Source organism: Zestomonas insulae (genome assembly GCF_016901015.1).
In the GTDB taxonomy this organism is placed as follows: Bacteria; Pseudomonadota; Gammaproteobacteria; order Pseudomonadales; family Pseudomonadaceae; genus Aquipseudomonas; species Aquipseudomonas insulae.
This window is the reverse complement of record NZ_JAFEUP010000001.1, coordinates 696,752-714,871: the sequence shown is the minus strand read 5'-3', so window position 1 is coordinate 714,871 and position 18,120 is coordinate 696,752. Positions and strand designations below refer to the sequence as shown.

Below are 18,120 nucleotides of genomic sequence, written 5' to 3'. Positions count from 1 at the left end.
GCTAAGCGGGTGGTGAGCCCCTTGATGGACACAGCCTAGCATGGCCGTTTGCGGCGTCCTCTTGGCTTGTGTCAATCAAACCTATGATTGCTGGCTATCGATCGCAGTGCGCTGCTGCTGTCCCGTATCGCCCGTGGACGGGCTGCGAGCTCAGTCCAAATGAGCGCCTTGCGCCTCTCCTGTAGAGCTGCCTGCCTTGGCTGCACGGGTTGCATGAACCATATATAATCCCGCTCTTTGCTGCGGCCAGTGGTCTGCGGCAAGCATGTTCGATGATCGGAAACACACGATGCCTATTTATGAGTATCAGTGCGCGTCCTGTGGCCATCAGCTGGAAGCCCTGCAGAAATTCAGCGATGCGCCGCTGGTCGATTGCCCGACCTGCCTCGCGCCCGAATTGACCAAAATGCTGTCTGTTCCTGGCTTTCGCCTCAAGGGCGCCGGCTGGTATGAAACCGATTTCAAGACCGGCGCGAAGAAGAATCTCGCCGGCGACAATGCCCCGGCGTGCCAGGCCGGCGGATGCGGCGCCGGTGCCTGTGCGGCCGATTGACGGCCCTGAACGATTTCCCGACTTTTAGAGAGAAGAAGCCCCCATCATGATGCGCAGCCATTATTGCGGCCAGTTGAACGAGAGCCTGGACGGCCAGGAAATCACCCTTTGCGGTTGGGTCCACCGTCGTCGTGACCATGGCGGCGTGATCTTCCTCGATATCCGTGACCGCGAAGGCCTGGCTCAGGTGGTGTTCGATCCGGATCGTGCGGAGACCTTCGCTAAGGCCGACCGTGTGCGCAGCGAGTACGTGGTCAAGATCACCGGTAAGGTGCGTCTGCGTCCGGCCGGTGCGGTCAATACCAACATGGCTTCCGGCGCCATCGAGGTGCTGGGCTATGAGCTGGAAGTGCTCAACGAAGCGGAAACCCCGCCGTTCCCGCTCAACGAGTACACCGACGTCGGCGAGGAAACCCGCCTGCGTTACCGCTTCATCGACCTGCGTCGTCCGGAGATGGCGGAGAAGCTCAAGCTGCGTTCGCGCATCACCTCGAGCATCCGTCGCTACCTCGACGAAAACGGCTTCCTCGACGTCGAAACGCCGATCCTGACCCGCGCAACTCCGGAAGGCGCGCGCGACTATCTGGTGCCGAGTCGCACCCACGCCGGCAGCTTCTTTGCCTTGCCTCAGTCGCCGCAGCTGTTCAAGCAGCTGCTGATGGTGGCCGGCTTCGACCGCTACTACCAGATCGCCAAGTGCTTCCGTGACGAAGACCTGCGTGCCGACCGCCAGCCGGAATTCACCCAGATCGACATCGAGACCAGCTTCCTCGACGAGAGCGACATCATCGCCATCACCGAGAAGATGATTCGCCAGCTGTTCAAGGAAGTGCTGGACCTGGAGTTCGGCGAGTTCCCGCACATGCCGTTCGAGGAAGCCATGCGCCGCTATGGCTCCGACAAGCCGGACCTGCGTATTCCGCTGGAGCTGGTGGACGTCGCCGATCAGCTCCAGGCCGTCGAGTTCAAGGTGTTTTCCGGCCCGGCCAACGATCCGAAAGGTCGCGTCGCCGCGTTGCGCGTACCGGGTGCGGCGAACATGCCGCGCAGCCAGATCGACGATTATACCAAGTTCGTCGGCAACTACGGCGCCAAGGGCCTGGCGTACATCAAGGTCAACGAGCGCGCCAAGGGTGTTGACGGCCTGCAATCGCCGATCGTCAAGTTCATCCCCGAGGCCAACCTCAACGTGATCCTCGATCGCGTTGGTGCGCAGGATGGCGACCTGGTGTTCTTCGGTGCCGACCGCTTCAAGGTGGTCTGCGACGCGCTGGGCGCGCTGCGCATCAAGGTCGGTCATGACCTCAAGCTGCTCACCTGCGAGTGGGCGCCGATGTGGGTGGTCGACTTCCCGATGTTTGAAGAGAACGACGATGGCAGCCTGACCTCGCTGCACCACCCGTTCACCTCGCCGAAGTGCACCCCGGCGGAGCTGGAGGCCAATCCGGCCGCCGCGCTGTCGCGGGCTTACGACATGGTGCTGAACGGTACCGAGCTGGGCGGTGGTTCGATCCGTATCCACGACAAGGCCATGCAGCAAACCGTGTTCCGCGTGCTTGGCATCAACGAAGAAGAACAGCAGGAGAAGTTCGGCTTCCTCCTTGATGCGCTGAAGTTCGGTGCGCCGCCGCATGGTGGCCTGGCCTTCGGTCTCGATCGCCTGGTGATGCTGATGACCGGCGCGCAATCGATTCGCGAAGTGATCGCCTTCCCGAAAACCCAGAGCGCCGCCTGCGTGATGACCCAGGCGCCAGGTGTGGTCGATGCCAAGGCACTGCGCGAACTGCACATTCGCCTGCGCGAGCAGCAGAAGGCCGAGTAAGGCTGTGCCCCTCCCTTGCTGCCGGGGGAGGGGACTTTCGAATTGAAGTACGGAGTGAGTTATGGCCGGGCATTCCAAGTGGGCCAACATCAAACACCGCAAGGGACGTCAGGACGCCAAGCGCGGCAAGATATTCACCAAGCTGATTCGTGAGTTGACCGTGGCCGCCAAGAGCGGCGGCAATCCGGCGGACAACCCGCGTCTGCGCCTCGCAGTCGACAAGGCGCTGACCGCCAACATGACCCGCGACACCATCGATCGTGCCATCGCTCGCGGCGCCGGCTCGAGCGAGGCGGACAACATGGTCGAGCTGAGCTACGAGGGTTACGCACCGAGTGGCGTGGCGATCATCGTCGAGGCCATGACCGACAACCGCAATCGCACCGCGGCCGATGTTCGTCATGCGTTCACCAAATGCGGTGGCAACCTCGGCACCGATGGTTCGGTGTCCTACATGTTCGAGCGCAAGGGGCAGATAAGCTTCGCGCCTGGCGTCAGCGAAGATGCCCTGATGGAGGCGGCGTTGGAGGCTGGTGCTGATGACGTGGTGGCGCAGGACGACGGCTCGGTCGAGGTGTTTACCTCGTTTGCCGATTTTCTTTCGGTCAATGAGGCGCTGACCGCGGCCGGTTTCAAGGGCGACGAAGCCGAAGTGGCGATGATCCCGTCGATCAGTGCGCCGGTCACCGATCTGGAAACTGCGCAGAAGGTCCTCAAGCTGATCGACATGCTGGAAGACCTGGACGACGTGCAAAACGTCTACCACAACGCCGAGATTCCGGACGAGCTCATGGAACAGCTGGGCTGATCCGCTTGCGCCACAATCTGCCGGAAGTCGTTCGGGTCATGTGGTCCGAGGCTTCCGGTTTTTTATTGGCGGATTTCGGTGACGTCGCGTTAGGCTACCCATATACTCGCGAACTGGATAAATAGACAGTGAGGCCGCCGCAGCCGGCGTAACCACCCATGACGCTGATTCTTGGCATCGACCCCGGCTCGCGAATCACCGGCTACGGCCTGGTGCGTGCGGGCGCCCGTGGGTGTGAGTACGTGGCGTCGGGCTGCATTCGCACGGGCAGTGGCGCCTTACCAGAGCGCCTGCGCGCAGTGTTTCGTGGGGTTGCCGAGGTGATTCAGACCTACGGGCCGGTAACCATGGGAATCGAGCAGGTGTTCATGGCCCGCAATGCTGACTCGGCACTGAAGCTCGGGCAGGCGCGCGGCGCGGCGATTGTCGCGGCGGCGGAGGCAGGGCTGGAAATCGCCGAATACACCGCCACCCAGGTCAAGCAGGCGGTCGTTGGCACTGGCGCGGCGGATAAGCAGCAGGTGCAGATGATGGTCATGCACCTGCTGGGGTTGGTGCAGAAGCCGCAGATCGACGCCTCGGACGCGCTGGCGATCGCCCTGTGCCATGCCCATACCCGTTCCAGTTTGATCCCCCACGGCCTGTCCAGCGCCAAGCGGCGCGGCGGCCGTCTGCGTCTTTGAAGTAAGGAATGACTGTGATCGGACGATTGCGCGGCACCTTGGCGGAGAAACAGCCGCCGTCTTTGATTCTGGATGTGAATGGCGTCGGTTATGAGCTGGAAGTACCGATGACCACCCTATATCGTCTGCCGGGCGTGGGTGAGCCGGTGACCCTGCACACGCATCTGGTCGTCCGCGAAGATGCGCATTTGCTGTATGGCTTCTATGAAAAGCGCGACCGCGAGCTGTTTCGCGAGCTGATCCGGCTAAATGGCGTGGGACCGAAGTTGGCCCTGGCGCTGATGTCAGGATTGGAAGTGGACGAGTTGGTGCGCTGCGTGCAGGCCCAGGATACTTCCGCGCTGATCAAGGTTCCGGGCGTCGGCAAGAAGACCGCTGAGCGCCTGCTGGTGGAATTGAAGGACCGTTTCAAGGCCTGGGAAACCATGCCGGCGATTGCTCCGTTGGTCGCGGAACCCCGCGGCGGCGCCGCAGTCTCAAGCGCGGAGAATGATGCGGTCAGCGCATTGATTACCCTCGGATTCAAACCGCAGGAGGCCAGCCGCGCCGTGGCGGCCATCCAGGAACCGGGCTTGAGTAGCGAAGAATTGATCCGGCGTGCCCTCAAGGGCATGGCCTGAACCTAAGTGGAAAACGCCTGATGATCGAAGCCGACCGCCTGATTACCGCCACCGGACGCGACCGCGAAGAGCAGCTCGATCGCGCGATTCGCCCGCTGCGCCTGGCCGAGTACATCGGTCAGCCGAGTGTGCGCGAGCAGATGGAGCTGTTCATCCAGGCGGCCAAGGGGCGCAGTGAAGCCTTGGATCACACGCTGATCTTCGGGCCGCCCGGGCTCGGCAAGACCACCTTGGCGAACATCATTGCCCAGGAAATGGGCGTGTCGATCAAGAGCACGTCCGGGCCGGTGCTCGAGCGTCCCGGCGACCTGGCGGCAATGTTGACCAATCTCGAAGCCGGCGACGTCCTGTTTATCGACGAGATTCATCGCCTGTCGCCGATTGTCGAGGAAGTCCTGTATCCCGCGATGGAGGATTTCCAGCTCGACATCATGATCGGTGAGGGGCCGGCAGCCCGCTCGATCAAGCTCGACCTGCCGCCGTTCACCCTGATTGGTGCCACCACGCGCGCTGGCATGCTGACCAATCCGCTGCGTGACCGTTTCGGTATCGTGCAGCGTCTGGAGTTCTACGGCACCGATGACCTGGCGACCATCATTCGCCGCTCGGCGGGAATTCTCGGTCTGGGTCTCGAGGCTCAGGGTGCATTGGAGATCGCCCGCCGTGCGCGTGGCACGCCGCGCATCGCCAACCGCTTGCTGCGCCGAGTGCGCGATTACGCCGAAGTGCGTGCGCCGGGACAGATCACCCGTTCAACGGCTGATCTGGCGCTGAACTTGCTGGATGTCGACGAGCGCGGCTTCGATCATCAGGATCGTCGCCTGCTGCTGACCATGATCGAGAAGTTCGACGGTGGGCCGGTCGGGGTGGACAGCCTGGCGGCGGCGATCAGCGAGGAGCGGCATACCATTGAGGACGTGCTGGAGCCGTACCTGATTCAGCAGGGTTACATCATGCGCACCCCGCGTGGGCGGGTCGTGACCCGCCATGCCTACCTGCACTTCGGGCTCAATGTGCCCAAGCGCATGGGCGAATTACCCACGGCTGATTTGTTCACCGGCGAGTGAAGGGCCTGTCCGATGGTGCTTGCGGCGCTGATGGTGGTATTCGGAATTCATGAAAAACAGTTGCCAAGCGTGATTGGCAACGCAGGGAGTAAGCACTAGAGTATGCGCGCGCAAAATGAGGCTGGTTCGTACGCACATCGTTGTCGCGTCTACTACGAAGACACTGATGCCGGCGGCATCGTCTACTACGTCAATTACCTCAAGTTTATGGAGCGGGCTCGTACCGAGCGGCTGCGGCAGTTGGGTTTTTCCCAGTCGGAGCTGGTGGGCGACAACCTGTTGTTCGTGGTCCATTCCAGTGAGGCGCGTTATCACGCACCGGCGCGGCTGGACGATGAGCTGGGTATTACCGCCGAAGTAATCGAATTGAACCGTGCCAGCCTGCGCTTTCGTCAACAGGTGCGGCGGGTTGCGGATAATGCGCTGCTCTGCGAAGGGCAGTTCCTGGTGGCCTGCGTGCGCGCCGACAGTTTGAAACCCCGGGCCCTCCCCGAAGCGCTGCGTTCAGCCTTCGCCAGTGGCCAGGGTCTATCCCCTGCAGGAGATTAAGCGTGGAAGCTAACGTCGTCGACCATACCTCCATGTGGAGCCTGATCAGTAACGCCAGTCTGGTGGTCCAGTTGGTGATGCTGACCCTGGTGGCCGCCTCGGTCACTTCCTGGATCATGATTTTCCAGCGCAGCACCATGCTGCGTGCCGCCAAGCGCGCACTGGACGTGTTCGAGGAGCGCTTCTGGTCGGGCATCGACCTGTCCAAGTTGTATCGCCAGGCCGGCAGCAATCCCGACCCGGACTCCGGCGTCGAGCAGATCTTCCGCGCGGGCTTCAAGGAGTTTTCGCGTTTGCGCCAGCAGTCCGGCGTTGACCCGGATGCGGTGATGGACGGTGTGGCGCGCGCCATGCGCGTAGCCATTTCCCGCGAGGAAGAGAAGCTTGAGCAGAGCTTGCCGTTCCTGGCCACTGTCGGCTCGACCAGCCCGTACATCGGCCTGTTTGGTACCGTCTGGGGGATCATGAACTCCTTCCGCGGCCTGGCGGCCGTACAGCAGGCCACCCTCGCCACCGTGGCGCCGGGCATTGCCGAGGCGCTGATCGCCACGGCCATCGGTCTGTTCGCGGCGATTCCGGCGGTGATTGCCTACAACCGTTTCGCTGCTCGCGGCGAAATGCTGATCGGGCGCTACTACACCTTCGCTGACGAATTCCAGGCGATCCTGCACCGCAAAGTGCACACCAGCGAAGATTGAGGCCGTCGTCCATGGCAAGAATTCGCAACCGGCGCAAACCCGTCGCCGAAATGAACGTGGTGCCGTACATCGACGTGATGTTGGTGCTGCTGGTGATCTTCATGGTCACCGCGCCGATGCTCAACCAGGGCGTCAAGGTCGATCTGCCCAAGGTCAGCAGTGAGGCGCTGCCGCAGGACAATAACTCGCGGGTGCTGACCATCTCGATCAAGGCCGACCAGAGCTACTACTGGAATATGGGTGAAGAGGTCGAGCCGGATCAGAGCAAGCAGAGCGAAACCGCCACTGAGCTGCCCAAGCTGGTCGGGGTAGTGGGCGGCATCATGGCGGAGAACAGCCGCCAGGGTAAAAAAGTGCAGGTGTTCGTGCGCGGCGACAAAAAGGTCCCGTACGAGGCTGTGATGAAGGTCATGGGTGGCCTGCAGCAAGCCGGCGTCTCGAATGTCGGGCTGATCACCGAGGCGCCCTGATGCAGCAGAGCGAACGCTCCTCCTCGGAAAGCTATTTCTGGCCGGCCATTTGGGCGGTGACGCTGCATGCGTTGTTGTTCGGCACGCTGTTCGTCAGCTTTGCCTTTACCCCTGAGCTGCCGCCGGCTCGCCCGGTGATCCAGACTACCCTGTATCAGCTGAAGTCGCAGAGCCAGGCTACCACCCAGACCAATCAGAAGATCGCTGGCGAGGCGAAGAAGACGGCGTCCCGTCAGTACGAAGTCGAGCAGCTCGAGCAGAAGAAGGTCGAGCAGCAGAAACAGGAGGCTGCCAAGGCCGCGGAACAAAAGAAAGTCGAAGAGGCTCGAAAGGCAGAAGCGACTAAGCAGGCCGAAGCGCAGAAGCAAGCGGAAGCCAAGAAGGCGGAAGAGAAGCAGAAAGCTGATTTCGCCAAGAAGAAGGCCGAAGACGAGGCGAAGAAGAAAGCCGCGGAAGAAGCCAAGAAAAAGGCGGCGGCTGAAGCAGCGAAGAAAAAGGCCGCTGACGACGCGAAAAAGAAAGCCGCAGCCGATGCCGCGAAGAAAAAAGCTGCACAGGAAGCTGCACGTAAGTCCGCCGAGGACAAGAAGGCCCAGGCCCTCGCCGAGTTGCTGTCCGACACCACCGAGCGCCAGCAGGCGCTGGCCGACACCCAGGGTGACCAGGTGGCGGGCAGTCTAGATGACTTGATCATCAAGCTGGTGAGCGAGCAGTGGCAGCGCCCGCCATCGGCGCGCAACGGCATGAGCGTCGAGGTGGTGATCTCGATGCTGCCAGACGGCACCATCACCAACGCCAGCATCAGCCGTTCCAGTGGCGATGCCCCGTTCGACAATTCCGCCGTGGCCGCAGTGCGTAACGTCGGGCGTATACCTGAGATGCAACAGCTGGACCGCGCGACCTTTGACCGCATGTATCGGCAGCGCAGCATCATCTTCAAACCGGAGGATTTGGACCTGTGAACACCCTGATTCGTATCGCGTTGCTCGGCTTGGCATTGCTGGCCGGCAGCGTTCAGGCGGCTGACCCGCTATTGGTCACCACGGGCACCGATCGCGCTACGCCGATTGCCGTAGTGCCATTTGGTTGGCAGGGCGGCACCGTGCTGCCTGAGGACATGTCCACCATCATTGGCAACGACCTGCGCAATTCGGGCTTCTTCGAGCCGATTCCGCGGCAGAACATGATCAGTTTGCCGACTCAGGCCAGCGAAGTGATCTATCGCGATTGGAAGGCCTTGGGTGCGCAGTACCTGATGGTCGGCAGCATCGTGCCGGCCGGTGGGCGCCTGCAGATTCAGTTCGCGGTGTTCAACGTCACCACCGAGCAACAGGTGATGTCCGGCAGCGTCAGTGGCTCGGTCGATCAGCTGCGCGACATGGCGCACTACGTGGCCGACCAGTCGTTCCAGAAACTGACCGGCATCAAGGGCGCGTTCTCCACGCGGATGCTCTACGTGACCGCCGAGCGTTTCTCGACCAACAACACCCGCTACACCCTGCAGCGCGCCGACTACGATGGCGCGCGCGCGGTGACCTTGCTGCAGTCGCGTGAGCCGATTCTGTCGCCGCGCTACGCGCCGGATGGCCGTCGTATTGCCTATGTGTCGTTCGAGCAGCGTCGCCCGCGCATCTTCATCCAGCACATCGATACCGGGCGCCGCGAGCAGATCACCAATTTCGAAGGCCTGAACGGCGCGCCGGCGTTTTCCCCGGACGGCAATCGCCTGGCGTTCGTGCTTTCCAAGGATGGCAACCCGGAAATCTACGTGATGGATCTCGGTTCGCGGCAGCTGCAGCGCGTCACCAACCACTTCGCTATCGACACCGAACCGTTCTGGGGTGCTGACGGGCAAACCCTGTACTTCACTTCCGACCGTGCCGGCAAACCGCAGATCTACAAAGCGCGCATCGGTGGCGGTGAGCCGCAGCGCGTGACCTTCGTCGGTAACTACAACGCCAACCCGAAACTGTCGGCTGACGAGAAGACCCTGGTGATGATCCATCGCCAGGACGGTTACACCAACTTCAAAGTGGCTGCCCAGGACCTGCAGCGGGGGAGTGTGCGCATCCTCTCCGAGACCAGCCTGGATGACTCGCCCACTGTCGCGCCTAACGGCACCATGTTAATCTACGCCACCCGCCAGCAGGGCCGGGGAGTCTTGATGCTCGTGTCCACCAATGGACGCGTGAGGCTCCCGATTCCAACCGCTCAAGGCGATGTCCGAGAGCCTTCCTGGTCCCCTTACCTGAACTGATGCGGCGTATAACTGATTTGCTTTTACACACCTGGGGTTCATTAGGAGTTTCACAATGGAAATGCTGAAGTTTGGTAAGTTTGCTGCGCTGAGCCTGGCTCTGGCCGTGGCTGTGGGTTGCTCCTCCAAAGGCGGCGACACCGCTGGCGAAGGCGCTGTTGATCCGAACGCTGGCTACAACGCCAACGGTAGCGGTGTTGACGGCAGCCTGAGCGAAGAGGCCGCTCTGCGCGCTATTACCACCTTCTACTTCGAGTACGACAGCTCCGACCTGAAGCCGGAAGCCATGCGCGCTCTGGACGTTCACGCCAAGGACCTGAAAGCCAACGGCGCTCGCGTCGCTCTGGAAGGCCACACCGACGAGCGCGGTACCCGCGAGTACAACATGGCTCTGGGCGAGCGTCGTGCCAAGGCTGTTCAGCGCTACCTGGTTCTGCAGGGCGTTTCCCCGGCTCAGCTGGAAGTCGTTTCCTACGGCGAAGAGCGTCCGGTTGCTACCGGCAACGACGAGCAGTCCTGGGCTCAGAACCGTCGCGTCGAACTGCGCAAGTAATTCGTCATGCGCTTTAGCCATCGTGCTTTGACCGTTCTGGCGCTCAGCTTGCCTCTGGCGAGCTGGGCGGAAGTTCCTGTAGTCGATAGCAATGCCGGATATGCCGGCAGCACCTATCCGCCTGCGGGTTATGGCACGAATGGCGCCTACGCTGGAGGCGGGGTCACTACCCCGTCTTCCGCGCAAGGCGAGCTGTTCATGCAGCTGCAACAGATGCAAGAAGAAGTCGCGCGTTTGCGCGGCATGGTTGAAGAGCAGCAGAACGAGATTCAGCGTCTCAAACAGGAAAGCCTGGAGCGCTATCAGGATCTCGACAGTCGGTTGGCCAGTGGTGCCGCCGGAGCTGGTGCTGCCCAACAGAATTCCGCTGCCGGCGCTGCGAGCGCCGGCACTTCCCCGGCGGCGCCCGCCAATCAGCAGGCCGCAGCCGGTGCCGAGCCGGGCGACCCTGCGAAGGAAAAGCTGTATTACGACGCGGCGTTCGACCTGATCAAGGCCAAGGATTTCGACAAGGCCAGTCAGGCCTTCACCGCTTTCCTGCGCAAATACCCGAACAGTCAGTACGCCGGCAACGCGCAGTACTGGTTGGGTGAAGTGAATCTGGCCAAGGGCGATCTGCAGGCGGCGGGGCAGGCGTTTGCCCGTGTAAGTCAGGCGTATCCGCAGCATCCCAAGGTGCCGGATTCGCTGTACAAGCTTGCCGACGTCGAGCAACGCCTCGGGCGTGCCGACAAGGCCAAGGGCATCCTGCAGCAGATCATTGCGCAGTATCCCGGTACCTCGGCCGCACAGTTGGCGCAGCGCGATTTGCAGCGCTTGTAAGCCAGTGATTGAGAAAAAAGCCCGCGTCTATCGCGGGCTTTTTCATTGATGGGTGCCACTCGCTGATTATCGGCAGAGTTCAGCCGCGCCGCGCTACCGATGACTACAGTTGATAGGTGCCGCCACGGCGCCATGAGGTACAGAGATGGCTGACAAACCTGGGGTGATTCTGCTGTCTGGTGGGCTGGACTCGGCGACCGTGCTGGCCATCGCCCGTGCCCAAGGCTATGTCTGCTACACCATGAGCTTCGACTACGGGCAGCGGCATCGGGCAGAGCTGCGCGCGGCCGAGCGTGTGGCGGCGAGTCTGGGTGCCATCGAGCACAAGGTCATCGGCTTGAGTCTGAATGGCATCGGCGGGTCAGCACTCACCGATACCACCATTGCCGTGCCAGAGGGGGAAGGCGAGGGCATTCCGGTGACCTACGTGCCGGCGCGCAACACGGTCTTTCTGGCGTTGGCCTTGGGTTGGGCCGAGGTGCTGGGCGCTCGTGACATCTTCATTGGCGTCAACGCGGTCGACTATTCCGGCTACCCCGACTGTCGCCCCGAGTTCGTTGCTGCATTTGAGCGTATGGCCAATCTGGCGACCAAGGCCGGGGTCGAAGGGCAGGGCTTTGCGATTCGTGCGCCATTACAGCACCTGAGCAAGGCCGATATCATCCAGGCCGGGCTTCGTCATGGCGTCGACTATGCTGCGACCGTGTCGTGCTATCAGGCGGATGAGGACGGGCGTGCGTGCGGTAAGTGCGATAGCTGTCGCTTGCGGCGCGAAGGGTTCCTTGCTGCCGGTGTTGCGGATCCGACCCGCTACGCCTAAAAATTTTTCACATGGTATTGAATTTATGAATTAAATCAGTATCATGCACAGCCGTTGGGTCGTTAGCTCAGTTGGTAGAGCAGTTGGCTTTTAACCAATTGGTCGTAGGTTCGAATCCTACACGACCCACCACTCCTTCCTCGCTTCACCTCCCGTCGTTTTCTCCTTGCGCACCTAGCCGCTGTTTAGCGGATGGTATAATCGTATTCCTCGCAAGCAGGTTCAGCGAACATGACGCATATTCCAGAGCGACTTCTAGTTAAGGCCCACCTCGACGCCAAGCAGCCCAAGCCGCTAACGGCTGAAGAAGAGGCGCAGCTGCGCGTGGCCATTGCCACCGAGCTCAAGGCGCAGGATGCGGTGCTGGTCGCGCACTACTACTGCGACCCAGTGTTACAGTCGCTGGCCGAAGAGACCGGTGGTTGCGTGTCCGATTCGCTGGAAATGGCCCGCTTCGGCAACCAGCATTCGGCGAAGACTGTGCTGGTCGCTGGCGTCAAATTCATGGGCGAGACCGCGAAGATCCTCAATCCGGAAAAGCGCGTGCTGATGCCGACTCTCGAGGCGACCTGCTCGCTGGATCTTGGCTGCCCCATCGACGAGTTTTCCGCGTTCTGCGACGAGCATCCGGACCGCACGGTGGTGGTCTATGCCAATACCTCGGCAGCAGTCAAAGCGCGCGCTGATTGGGTGGTGACCTCCAGCTGCGCGTTGGAGATCGTCGAAAGCCTGATGGACAACGGCGAGAAGATCATCTGGGCGCCGGACAAGCACCTGGGTAACTACATCCAGCGTGAGACCGGCGCGGACATGCTGCTGTGGGACGGTGCCTGTATCGTCCACGAAGAGTTCAAGGCCAAGCAGCTCGAGGACATGAAGGCGCTCTACCCGGACGCTGCGGTGCTGGTCCATCCAGAGTCGCCGGAGGCGGTAGTAGCGCTGGCTGACGCGGTGGGTTCCACCAGTCAGCTGATCAAGGCCGCGCAGACGCTGCCGAACCAGACCTTCATCGTCGCTACCGATCGCGGCATCTTCTACAAAATGCAGCAGCTGTGCCCGGACAAAACCTTCGTCGAGGCGCCCACCGCCGGCAATGGTGCGGCCTGCCGCAGCTGCGCGCACTGCCCGTGGATGGCGATGAACACCCTGGAGCGCACCCTGCAGTGCCTTCGCGAGGGCAGCAATGAAATCTTCGTCGATCCCGCGCTGGTGCCGCGAGCGATGCGTCCGCTGCGCCGTATGCTCGACTTCACCCAGGCTGCGCGCTTGAAGCTGGCTGGCAACGCCTGACTTCACCCACCCACAAAAAAGCCCGGTCGCTGCCGGGCTTTTTTGTGGGCGCTGCAAACCTCAGCGCAACATCTGTTTGACCAGCTTCTGCTGCTCGAGAATTTCCTTCTGGCGCGCGTCGATGCGGGAGGCGAGCTGGAAGTTGTTGGCCGCCCGGCGCTTGGCGAAGCCGAGTTGCTCGACAGCCTGGTCGAAGTCGCCGACCAGGGCGAAGTACTCGGCGCGTGCCTGGTGCAGGCCGATGATGTTCCCGGATTGACCGCGCGTTTCAGCGACCTGGTACCAGACATCTGGATCGTGCGGGCGGGTTTTTAGCAGCGCGTCGAGAGCCTTCTCCGCTTCGGCAGGGCGCCCCTGTTTGAGCAGCAGGTCGATGCGCGATTGCTGCAGGGGATAGACGTTGGGGAACTGGCCGAGCAGGCGCTGCACGCGCTGCTGAGCGTCGTCGAGGCGGTTGGCGGTGACGTCGATGTCGACCTGTGCGAGGTTGTAATAGACGTTGTTCGGTGCCTTATCCAGCAGCTCTTTCAGGGTGTCGCGGGCGTCGTTGAGCCGGCCACTCTTGACCAGTGCCAGGGCTAGCCCGTAGCGCGCGGAGTCGTTCTTCGGATCTTCGTCGAGCATGGCGCGAAAGCGCTTGGCCGAGACGCCCGGGGTTTCTTCGTAGGTCAGCATGATCCGCGCGCGCAGCAGTTCGTAGCTGAGGCTGTCTTCCGTACCGCCGCTGCGGAACTGTTCGGCGCGGTTGCGCGTATCGGCGATCCGCGACTCGGTGACCGGGTGGGTCAGGAGGAATTCCGGCGGTTTGGCATCGTAGCGGTACTGGCGCATCAAGCGCTCGAACATGCTCGGCATCGCCCGTGGGTCGTAGCCGGCCTTCTCCAGGTTGAGCAAGCCGATGCGGTCGGCCTCCTGTTCGTTCTGCCGGGAGAAGCGGCGCTGCTCCTGGATCGCCGCTGCCTGGGTTGACGCGATGGCGGCCATGCCGGCGTCGCCGGCACCGGCGGCGGCGGCGATGATACCGGCAAGCATGGCGGCCATGATCGGGATCTGCATGCGCTGCTGCGCTTCGATGCCGCGGGCGAAGTGGCGTTGCGAAAGGTGCGCCAGTTCGTGCGCCAGCACCGAGGCGTATTCGGCTTCGCTCTGCGCGTAGAGAAAGATGCCGCCGTTGACCCCGACGATACCGCCGGGGGCGGCGAAGGCGTTGAGCTGTGGGCTGTTGATGTAGACGAATTCCAGGCGCCGATCCTGCACCTGGCTGGATTCGGCCAGGCGGTAGACGCTGGTTTCGACGAAATCCTTGAGGAGGGGGTCGTGCAGCTGATCGACCTGGCCGCGCAGTAGGCTGAGCCAGGCGCGCCCGAGTTGATGCTCCTGCTCCGGCGAGACGATGGACGAGCTGGAGTCGCCGAGCGACGGCAGGTCGTCAGCCAGGGAAAACGGGGCGAGCAGGCAGGCGAGCGTCAAGAGAGTGGGGCGCAATAGATTCATGCACAGGGCTCATGGCGGCAAAGCCACTACTGTAGCTGTCGGCTTGGTCAACTGGCCAGGGTTGTACGTTATCCTAGAGCCTTCTTCCGGAGACCCACGATGACCGACGCAGTAGAGCGGGCCGAGGCCTGCGACGCCGAGCTGGATGCCAGCGGCCTGAATTGTCCCTTGCCATTGCTCAAGGCCAAGCTGGAGCTGAATCGTTTGCCCAGCGGCGCGGTGCTGAAGGTCATCGCCACTGATGCCGGTTCGCAGCGCGATTTCCGGGCGTTCGCCAGCCTGGCCGGACACACGCTGCTGCGCGAAGAGTGCGAGGCGGGCGTTTACCGCTATTGGTTACGCAAAGCCTGACGGGCGGGTTGCTGGGAGCTGTCGGATGTACAAGGTGTTTCGCGATTGGATGCAGCGCTACTTCTCTGATGAAGAGGCGGTGGTGCTGGCTGTGCTGTTGGTCCTGGGTTTTACCGCGATCCTCACCCTGGGTGGCATGTTGGCGCCAGTACTGGCCGGCATGGTGCTGGCGTTCCTGATGCAGGGGCTGGTGCGCCAGCTGCAGCAGTGGCGGATGCCGCGCATGCTGGCGGTGTGGTCGGTGTATGCGCTGTTCATCGGCTTGCTGGCGGTGTTTCTGATGGTCCTGGTGCCGCTGCTGTGGAAGCAGGTGATTGCCTTGTTCAACGAGCTGCCTGGCATGCTCGGCAAGGGTCAGTCGCTGCTGCTGGTGCTGCCGGATCGCTATCCGCATCTGGTCAGTGATGTGCAGGTGCTGGAGGCGATTGAGGCGGTGCGCGGCGAGTTGGCCAAGTTCGGTCAGATGCTGTTGACCTTCTCGCTGTCCAGCCTGTGGCTGCTGGTCAATGCGCTGATCTATCTGGTGCTGGTGCCGATCCTGGTGTTCTTCTTCCTCAAAGATCACCAATTGATGGGTCGCTGGTTCCGCGGCTATCTGCCGCGGGAGCGCACGCTGATCACCCACGTGGCGCAGGAGATGAACCAGCAGATCGCCAACTACATCCGTGGCAAGGCGGTGGAGATCGTCATCTGCGGCGGTGCGACCTACGCGGCATTCGCTGCCCTGGGACTGAACTACGCGGCGTTGCTGGCGCTGCTGGTCGGCGTGTCGGTGGTGGTGCCCTATGTCGGCGCCGTGGTCGTCACCGTGCCGGTGGCGTTGATTGCGCTGTTCCAGTGGGGCTGGAGCGACCAGTTCATTACCCTGATGGTGATCTACGCGGTGATCCAGGCGCTCGACGGCAACGTGCTGGTCCCGCTGCTGTTCTCCGAGGCGGTGAACCTGCATCCGGTGGCGATCATCTGTGCCGTGCTGCTGTTCGGCGGTTTGTGGGGCTTCTGGGGAGTGTTCTTTGCCATCCCGCTGGCGACCCTGTTCAAGGCAGTGCTGGATGCCTGGCCGCAGCAACCGTCGGTGCCGCCGCTGGTAGCGGCTGAGGGATGAAAAAAGGCCGCAGTTGCGGCCTTTTTTCATGGGGCCGGGATCAGGCCTGGTGCAGCGCCTGGGCCGCGGCAAGCACCGCCTCGACATGGCCGGGCACCTTCACGCCGCGCCATTCCCGGCGCAGCACGCCGTGGCTGTCGATCAGGAAGGTGCTGCGGTCGACGCCGAGGTACTCGCGGCCATAGAGCTTCTTCAACTTGATCACATCGAACAGTTTGCAGATGGCTTCATCCGCGTCGCTGATCAGCTCGAAGGGGAACTCCTGCTTGCAGCGAAAGTTCTCGTGCGACTTCAGGCTGTCGCGCGATACACCGAACACCAGGGTGTTGGCGGCCTGGAACTCGGAGTAACGGTTGCGAAAGTCCTGGCCTTCGGTGGTGCAGCCCGGGGTGTTGTCCTTCGGGTAGAAGTACAGCACCACCTGCTGGCCCTGGAGCTCCGCCAGAGAAATCTGCTTGCCACTGGTGGCCTGAGCCTGGAAGGCGGGAACGGCGGCATCGAGGGTAACGGCCATGACGGTCTCCTTGTGGCTCAGGCGGGCGTCTGTGGACGCCACGGCTCGATCAGGGCGTCCAGATTCAGCGCGTCGGCGAAATCGAGGAACTGATCACGTAGCCAGCTGATCTGGGTGCCGGAGGGCAGGGTGACGGTCAGGGTGGCGTTGAGCATGGTGCCGCCGGTCTGGGGCGCCTGGTAGGTGTCACAGGTGAGGTTCTCCAGCTCGACGTTGTGGTCGATGAAGAACTGGCACAGCTCGGTGAGGATGTCTGGACGGTACGCCGCGCTGACGTAGGCGACATAGGGCAGCGCTTCCGGGCGGCTTTCCGAGACCGAGCTGCGCACCACGCTGACGTTAAACGCGTGGCGCTTGGCCAATGCCGGCAAACCGGCTTCGAGGCGTGCCAGCGCATCCCAGCTGCCGGATACCTGCAGCACCAGTGCGCTCAGCTCGCCGTGCCGAGTCAGGCGGGTGGTGGTGATCGCGCAACGGTTTTCGGTGCAGGTACGGGACAGTACGTTGGTCAACGCCATCGGCTGGGCGCCGAGCGCGCTAATGACAAGGAACTGTTCGCGAACGGGGGGGGTGGACATGCAGCATTCCTAAAGCGATGGGTGCTCGGCAGGATCACTGCCGAGCAAAGCCGGAAGGGTAGCGAAAACTGCCGCTCAGGGGAATGCTTGCCACTCGGCGCCTCGCTTGTACAAGGCAGGTGGCGCCAGTACCATTACGGCTCTCTTTTTTCCGGCAGGAGTGGTTGCATGATTGCGGGCAGTATGGTGGCGCTGGTCACGCCTATGGATGCACAGGGACGGCTCGACTGGGACGCCCTGAGCAAGCTGGTGGACTTCCACCTGCAAGAAGGCACCAATGCCATCGTCGCGGTCGGAACCACCGGCGAATCGGCCACGCTGGACGTGCAGGAACACATCGAAGTCATTCGTCGGGTAGTCGACCAGGTTGCCGGACGCATTCCTGTGATCGCCGGCACCGGCGCCAATTCGACCCGCGAGGCCGTCGAACTGACCGAGAACGCCAAGACCGCCGGTGCCGACGCCTGCCTGTTGGTTACCCCGTACTACAACAAGCCGACCCAGGAAGGGCTGTACCAGCACTTCCGGCATATCGCCGAAGCGGTGGCGATTCCGCAGATCCTCTACAACGTGCCGGGGCGTACCGCCTGCGACATGCTGCCGGAGACTGTCGAGCGTCTGTCGAAGGTGGCTAACATCATCGGCATCAAGGAAGCCACCGGCGACCTGCAGCGTGGCAAGGAAATCCTCGATCGGGTCAGCCAGGACTTCCTGGTCTACTCCGGTGACGATCCGACCGCGGTCGAGTTGATGCTCATGGGCGGCAAAGGCAACATCTCGGTGACCGCCAACGTCGCACCGCGCGCCATGAGCGACCTGTGCGCCGCGGCGATGGCCGGTGACGCCGCCACCGCGCGAGCGATCAACGACCGCCTGATGCCACTGCACAAGAACCTGTTCATCGAATCCAATCCGATTCCGGTGAAGTGGGCGCTGGTCGAGATGGGCCTGATGCAAGAAGGCATCCGTCTACCCCTGACCTGGCTCAGCCCGCGTTGCCACGAACCGCTGCGCCAAGCGCTGCGCCAGAGCGCCGTCCTGGCCTAATCCCGAGGAAGAATTACGC

21 protein-coding genes and 1 tRNA gene are annotated in these 18,120 nt (G+C 62.3%); 19 read left to right on the top strand and 3 right to left on the bottom strand.

All coding sequences use genetic code 11. The features are described from left to right. Window positions 1-289 precede the first annotated feature (289 nt). From JQX08_RS03455 to nadA, 16 genes are all read left to right on the top strand, one after another. A complete protein-coding gene (locus JQX08_RS03455; protein WP_204914727.1) occupies window positions 290-553 on the top strand; it encodes an FmdB family zinc ribbon protein in 264 nt (87 codons plus the stop codon). Between the two features lie 46 nt (window positions 554-599). Next, window positions 600-2,375, top strand: a complete 1,776-nt coding sequence (gene aspS / locus JQX08_RS03450; protein WP_204914726.1) for an aspartate--tRNA ligase — start codon at window positions 600-602, stop codon at window positions 2,373-2,375. A 61-nt stretch (window positions 2,376-2,436) separates the two neighbouring features. After that, window positions 2,437-3,183, top strand: coding sequence for a YebC/PmpR family DNA-binding transcriptional regulator (locus JQX08_RS03445; protein WP_204914725.1), 747 nt, complete (start codon window positions 2,437-2,439; stop codon window positions 3,181-3,183). A gap of 158 nt (window positions 3,184-3,341) precedes the next feature. Next, window positions 3,342-3,866, top strand: coding sequence for a crossover junction endodeoxyribonuclease RuvC (gene ruvC, locus JQX08_RS03440; protein WP_204914724.1), 525 nt, complete (start codon window positions 3,342-3,344; stop codon window positions 3,864-3,866). A gap of 14 nt (window positions 3,867-3,880) precedes the next feature. Then, complete coding sequence (ruvA, locus tag JQX08_RS03435; RefSeq protein WP_204915324.1) at window positions 3,881-4,486, top strand: Holliday junction branch migration protein RuvA; 606 nt, start codon at window positions 3,881-3,883, stop codon at window positions 4,484-4,486. Window positions 4,487-4,506: 20 nt separating this feature from the next. Beyond that, window positions 4,507-5,553, top strand: a complete 1,047-nt coding sequence (gene ruvB, locus JQX08_RS03430; RefSeq protein WP_204914723.1) for a Holliday junction branch migration DNA helicase RuvB — start codon at window positions 4,507-4,509, stop codon at window positions 5,551-5,553. Window positions 5,554-5,655: 102 nt separating this feature from the next. Further along, the gene (ybgC, locus tag JQX08_RS03425) at window positions 5,656-6,102 is read left to right on the top strand and encodes a tol-pal system-associated acyl-CoA thioesterase (protein ID WP_204914722.1); all 447 of its coding nucleotides are present in this window, start codon (window positions 5,656-5,658) and stop codon (window positions 6,100-6,102) included. Between the two features lie 2 nt (window positions 6,103-6,104). Further along, on the top strand, window positions 6,105-6,800 hold the full coding sequence (tolQ, locus tag JQX08_RS03420; RefSeq protein ID WP_204914721.1) for a protein TolQ: 696 nt from the start codon (window positions 6,105-6,107) through the stop codon (window positions 6,798-6,800). An 11-nt stretch (window positions 6,801-6,811) separates the two neighbouring features. After that, window positions 6,812-7,270: a protein TolR gene (tolR, locus tag JQX08_RS03415; protein WP_204914719.1), complete on the top strand. Its 459-nt coding sequence runs from the start codon at window positions 6,812-6,814 to the stop codon at window positions 7,268-7,270. Continuing rightward, window positions 7,267-8,232 carry a cell envelope integrity protein TolA gene (tolA, locus tag JQX08_RS03410; RefSeq protein WP_204915323.1) on the top strand — a complete coding sequence of 322 codons (966 nt, stop codon included), beginning with the start codon at window positions 7,267-7,269 and terminating at the stop codon, window positions 8,230-8,232. Before tolR ends, tolA begins: the two co-directional genes overlap by 4 nt. Then, window positions 8,229-9,527: a Tol-Pal system beta propeller repeat protein TolB gene (gene tolB, locus JQX08_RS03405; protein ID WP_204914717.1), complete on the top strand. Its 1,299-nt coding sequence runs from the start codon at window positions 8,229-8,231 to the stop codon at window positions 9,525-9,527. Before tolA ends, tolB begins: the two co-directional genes overlap by 4 nt. Before the next feature lie 55 nt (window positions 9,528-9,582). After that, window positions 9,583-10,080 (top strand): peptidoglycan-associated lipoprotein Pal, encoded by a 498-nt coding sequence (gene pal, locus JQX08_RS03400; protein ID WP_204914716.1) that lies wholly within the window; start codon window positions 9,583-9,585, stop codon window positions 10,078-10,080. Window positions 10,081-10,086: 6 nt separating this feature from the next. After that, the gene (gene ybgF, locus JQX08_RS03395) at window positions 10,087-10,902 is read left to right on the top strand and encodes a tol-pal system protein YbgF (protein ID WP_204914715.1); all 816 of its coding nucleotides are present in this window, start codon (window positions 10,087-10,089) and stop codon (window positions 10,900-10,902) included. Window positions 10,903-11,047: 145 nt separating this feature from the next. Continuing rightward, on the top strand, window positions 11,048-11,722 hold the full coding sequence (queC, locus tag JQX08_RS03390) for a 7-cyano-7-deazaguanine synthase QueC (RefSeq protein WP_204914714.1): 675 nt from the start codon (window positions 11,048-11,050) through the stop codon (window positions 11,720-11,722). A 56-nt stretch (window positions 11,723-11,778) separates the two neighbouring features. Beyond that, a tRNA-Lys gene (locus tag JQX08_RS03385) sits at window positions 11,779-11,854 on the top strand. Window positions 11,855-11,953: 99 nt separating this feature from the next. Continuing rightward, window positions 11,954-13,012 (top strand): quinolinate synthase NadA, encoded by a 1,059-nt coding sequence (nadA, locus tag JQX08_RS03380; RefSeq protein WP_204914709.1) that lies wholly within the window; start codon window positions 11,954-11,956, stop codon window positions 13,010-13,012. A gap of 60 nt (window positions 13,013-13,072) precedes the next feature. Here nadA and JQX08_RS03375 read toward each other — a convergent pair whose 3' ends face one another. Then, window positions 13,073-14,506, bottom strand: coding sequence for a M48 family metalloprotease (locus JQX08_RS03375; protein ID WP_204914707.1), 1,434 nt, complete (start codon window positions 14,504-14,506; stop codon window positions 13,073-13,075). 99 nt (window positions 14,507-14,605) lie between these two features. Here JQX08_RS03375 and JQX08_RS03370 point away from each other — a divergent pair, with 99 nt between their 5' ends. Both JQX08_RS03370 and JQX08_RS03365 read left to right on the top strand, forming a co-directional pair. Beyond that, window positions 14,606-14,857 carry a sulfurtransferase TusA family protein gene (locus JQX08_RS03370; protein WP_204914706.1) on the top strand — a complete coding sequence of 84 codons (252 nt, stop codon included), beginning with the start codon at window positions 14,606-14,608 and terminating at the stop codon, window positions 14,855-14,857. 25 nt (window positions 14,858-14,882) lie between these two features. Next, entirely contained in the window at window positions 14,883-15,962 is a 1,080-nt protein-coding gene (locus JQX08_RS03365; protein WP_204914704.1) for an AI-2E family transporter, read from the top strand. A 40-nt stretch (window positions 15,963-16,002) separates the two neighbouring features. On the opposite strand, the gene JQX08_RS03360 is transcribed toward JQX08_RS03365, so the two are convergent. Next, the gene (locus JQX08_RS03360) at window positions 16,003-16,476 is read right to left on the bottom strand and encodes a peroxiredoxin (protein ID WP_204914702.1); all 474 of its coding nucleotides are present in this window, start codon (window positions 16,474-16,476) and stop codon (window positions 16,003-16,005) included. Window positions 16,477-16,493: 17 nt separating this feature from the next. Beyond that, a complete protein-coding gene (locus JQX08_RS03355; protein WP_204914700.1) occupies window positions 16,494-17,054 on the bottom strand; it encodes a glycine cleavage system transcriptional repressor in 561 nt (186 codons plus the stop codon). Between the two features lie 168 nt (window positions 17,055-17,222). Here JQX08_RS03355 and dapA point away from each other — a divergent pair, with 168 nt between their 5' ends. Beyond that, window positions 17,223-18,101, top strand: coding sequence for a 4-hydroxy-tetrahydrodipicolinate synthase (dapA, locus tag JQX08_RS03350; RefSeq protein WP_204914698.1), 879 nt, complete (start codon window positions 17,223-17,225; stop codon window positions 18,099-18,101). Window positions 18,102-18,120 lie beyond the last annotated feature (19 nt).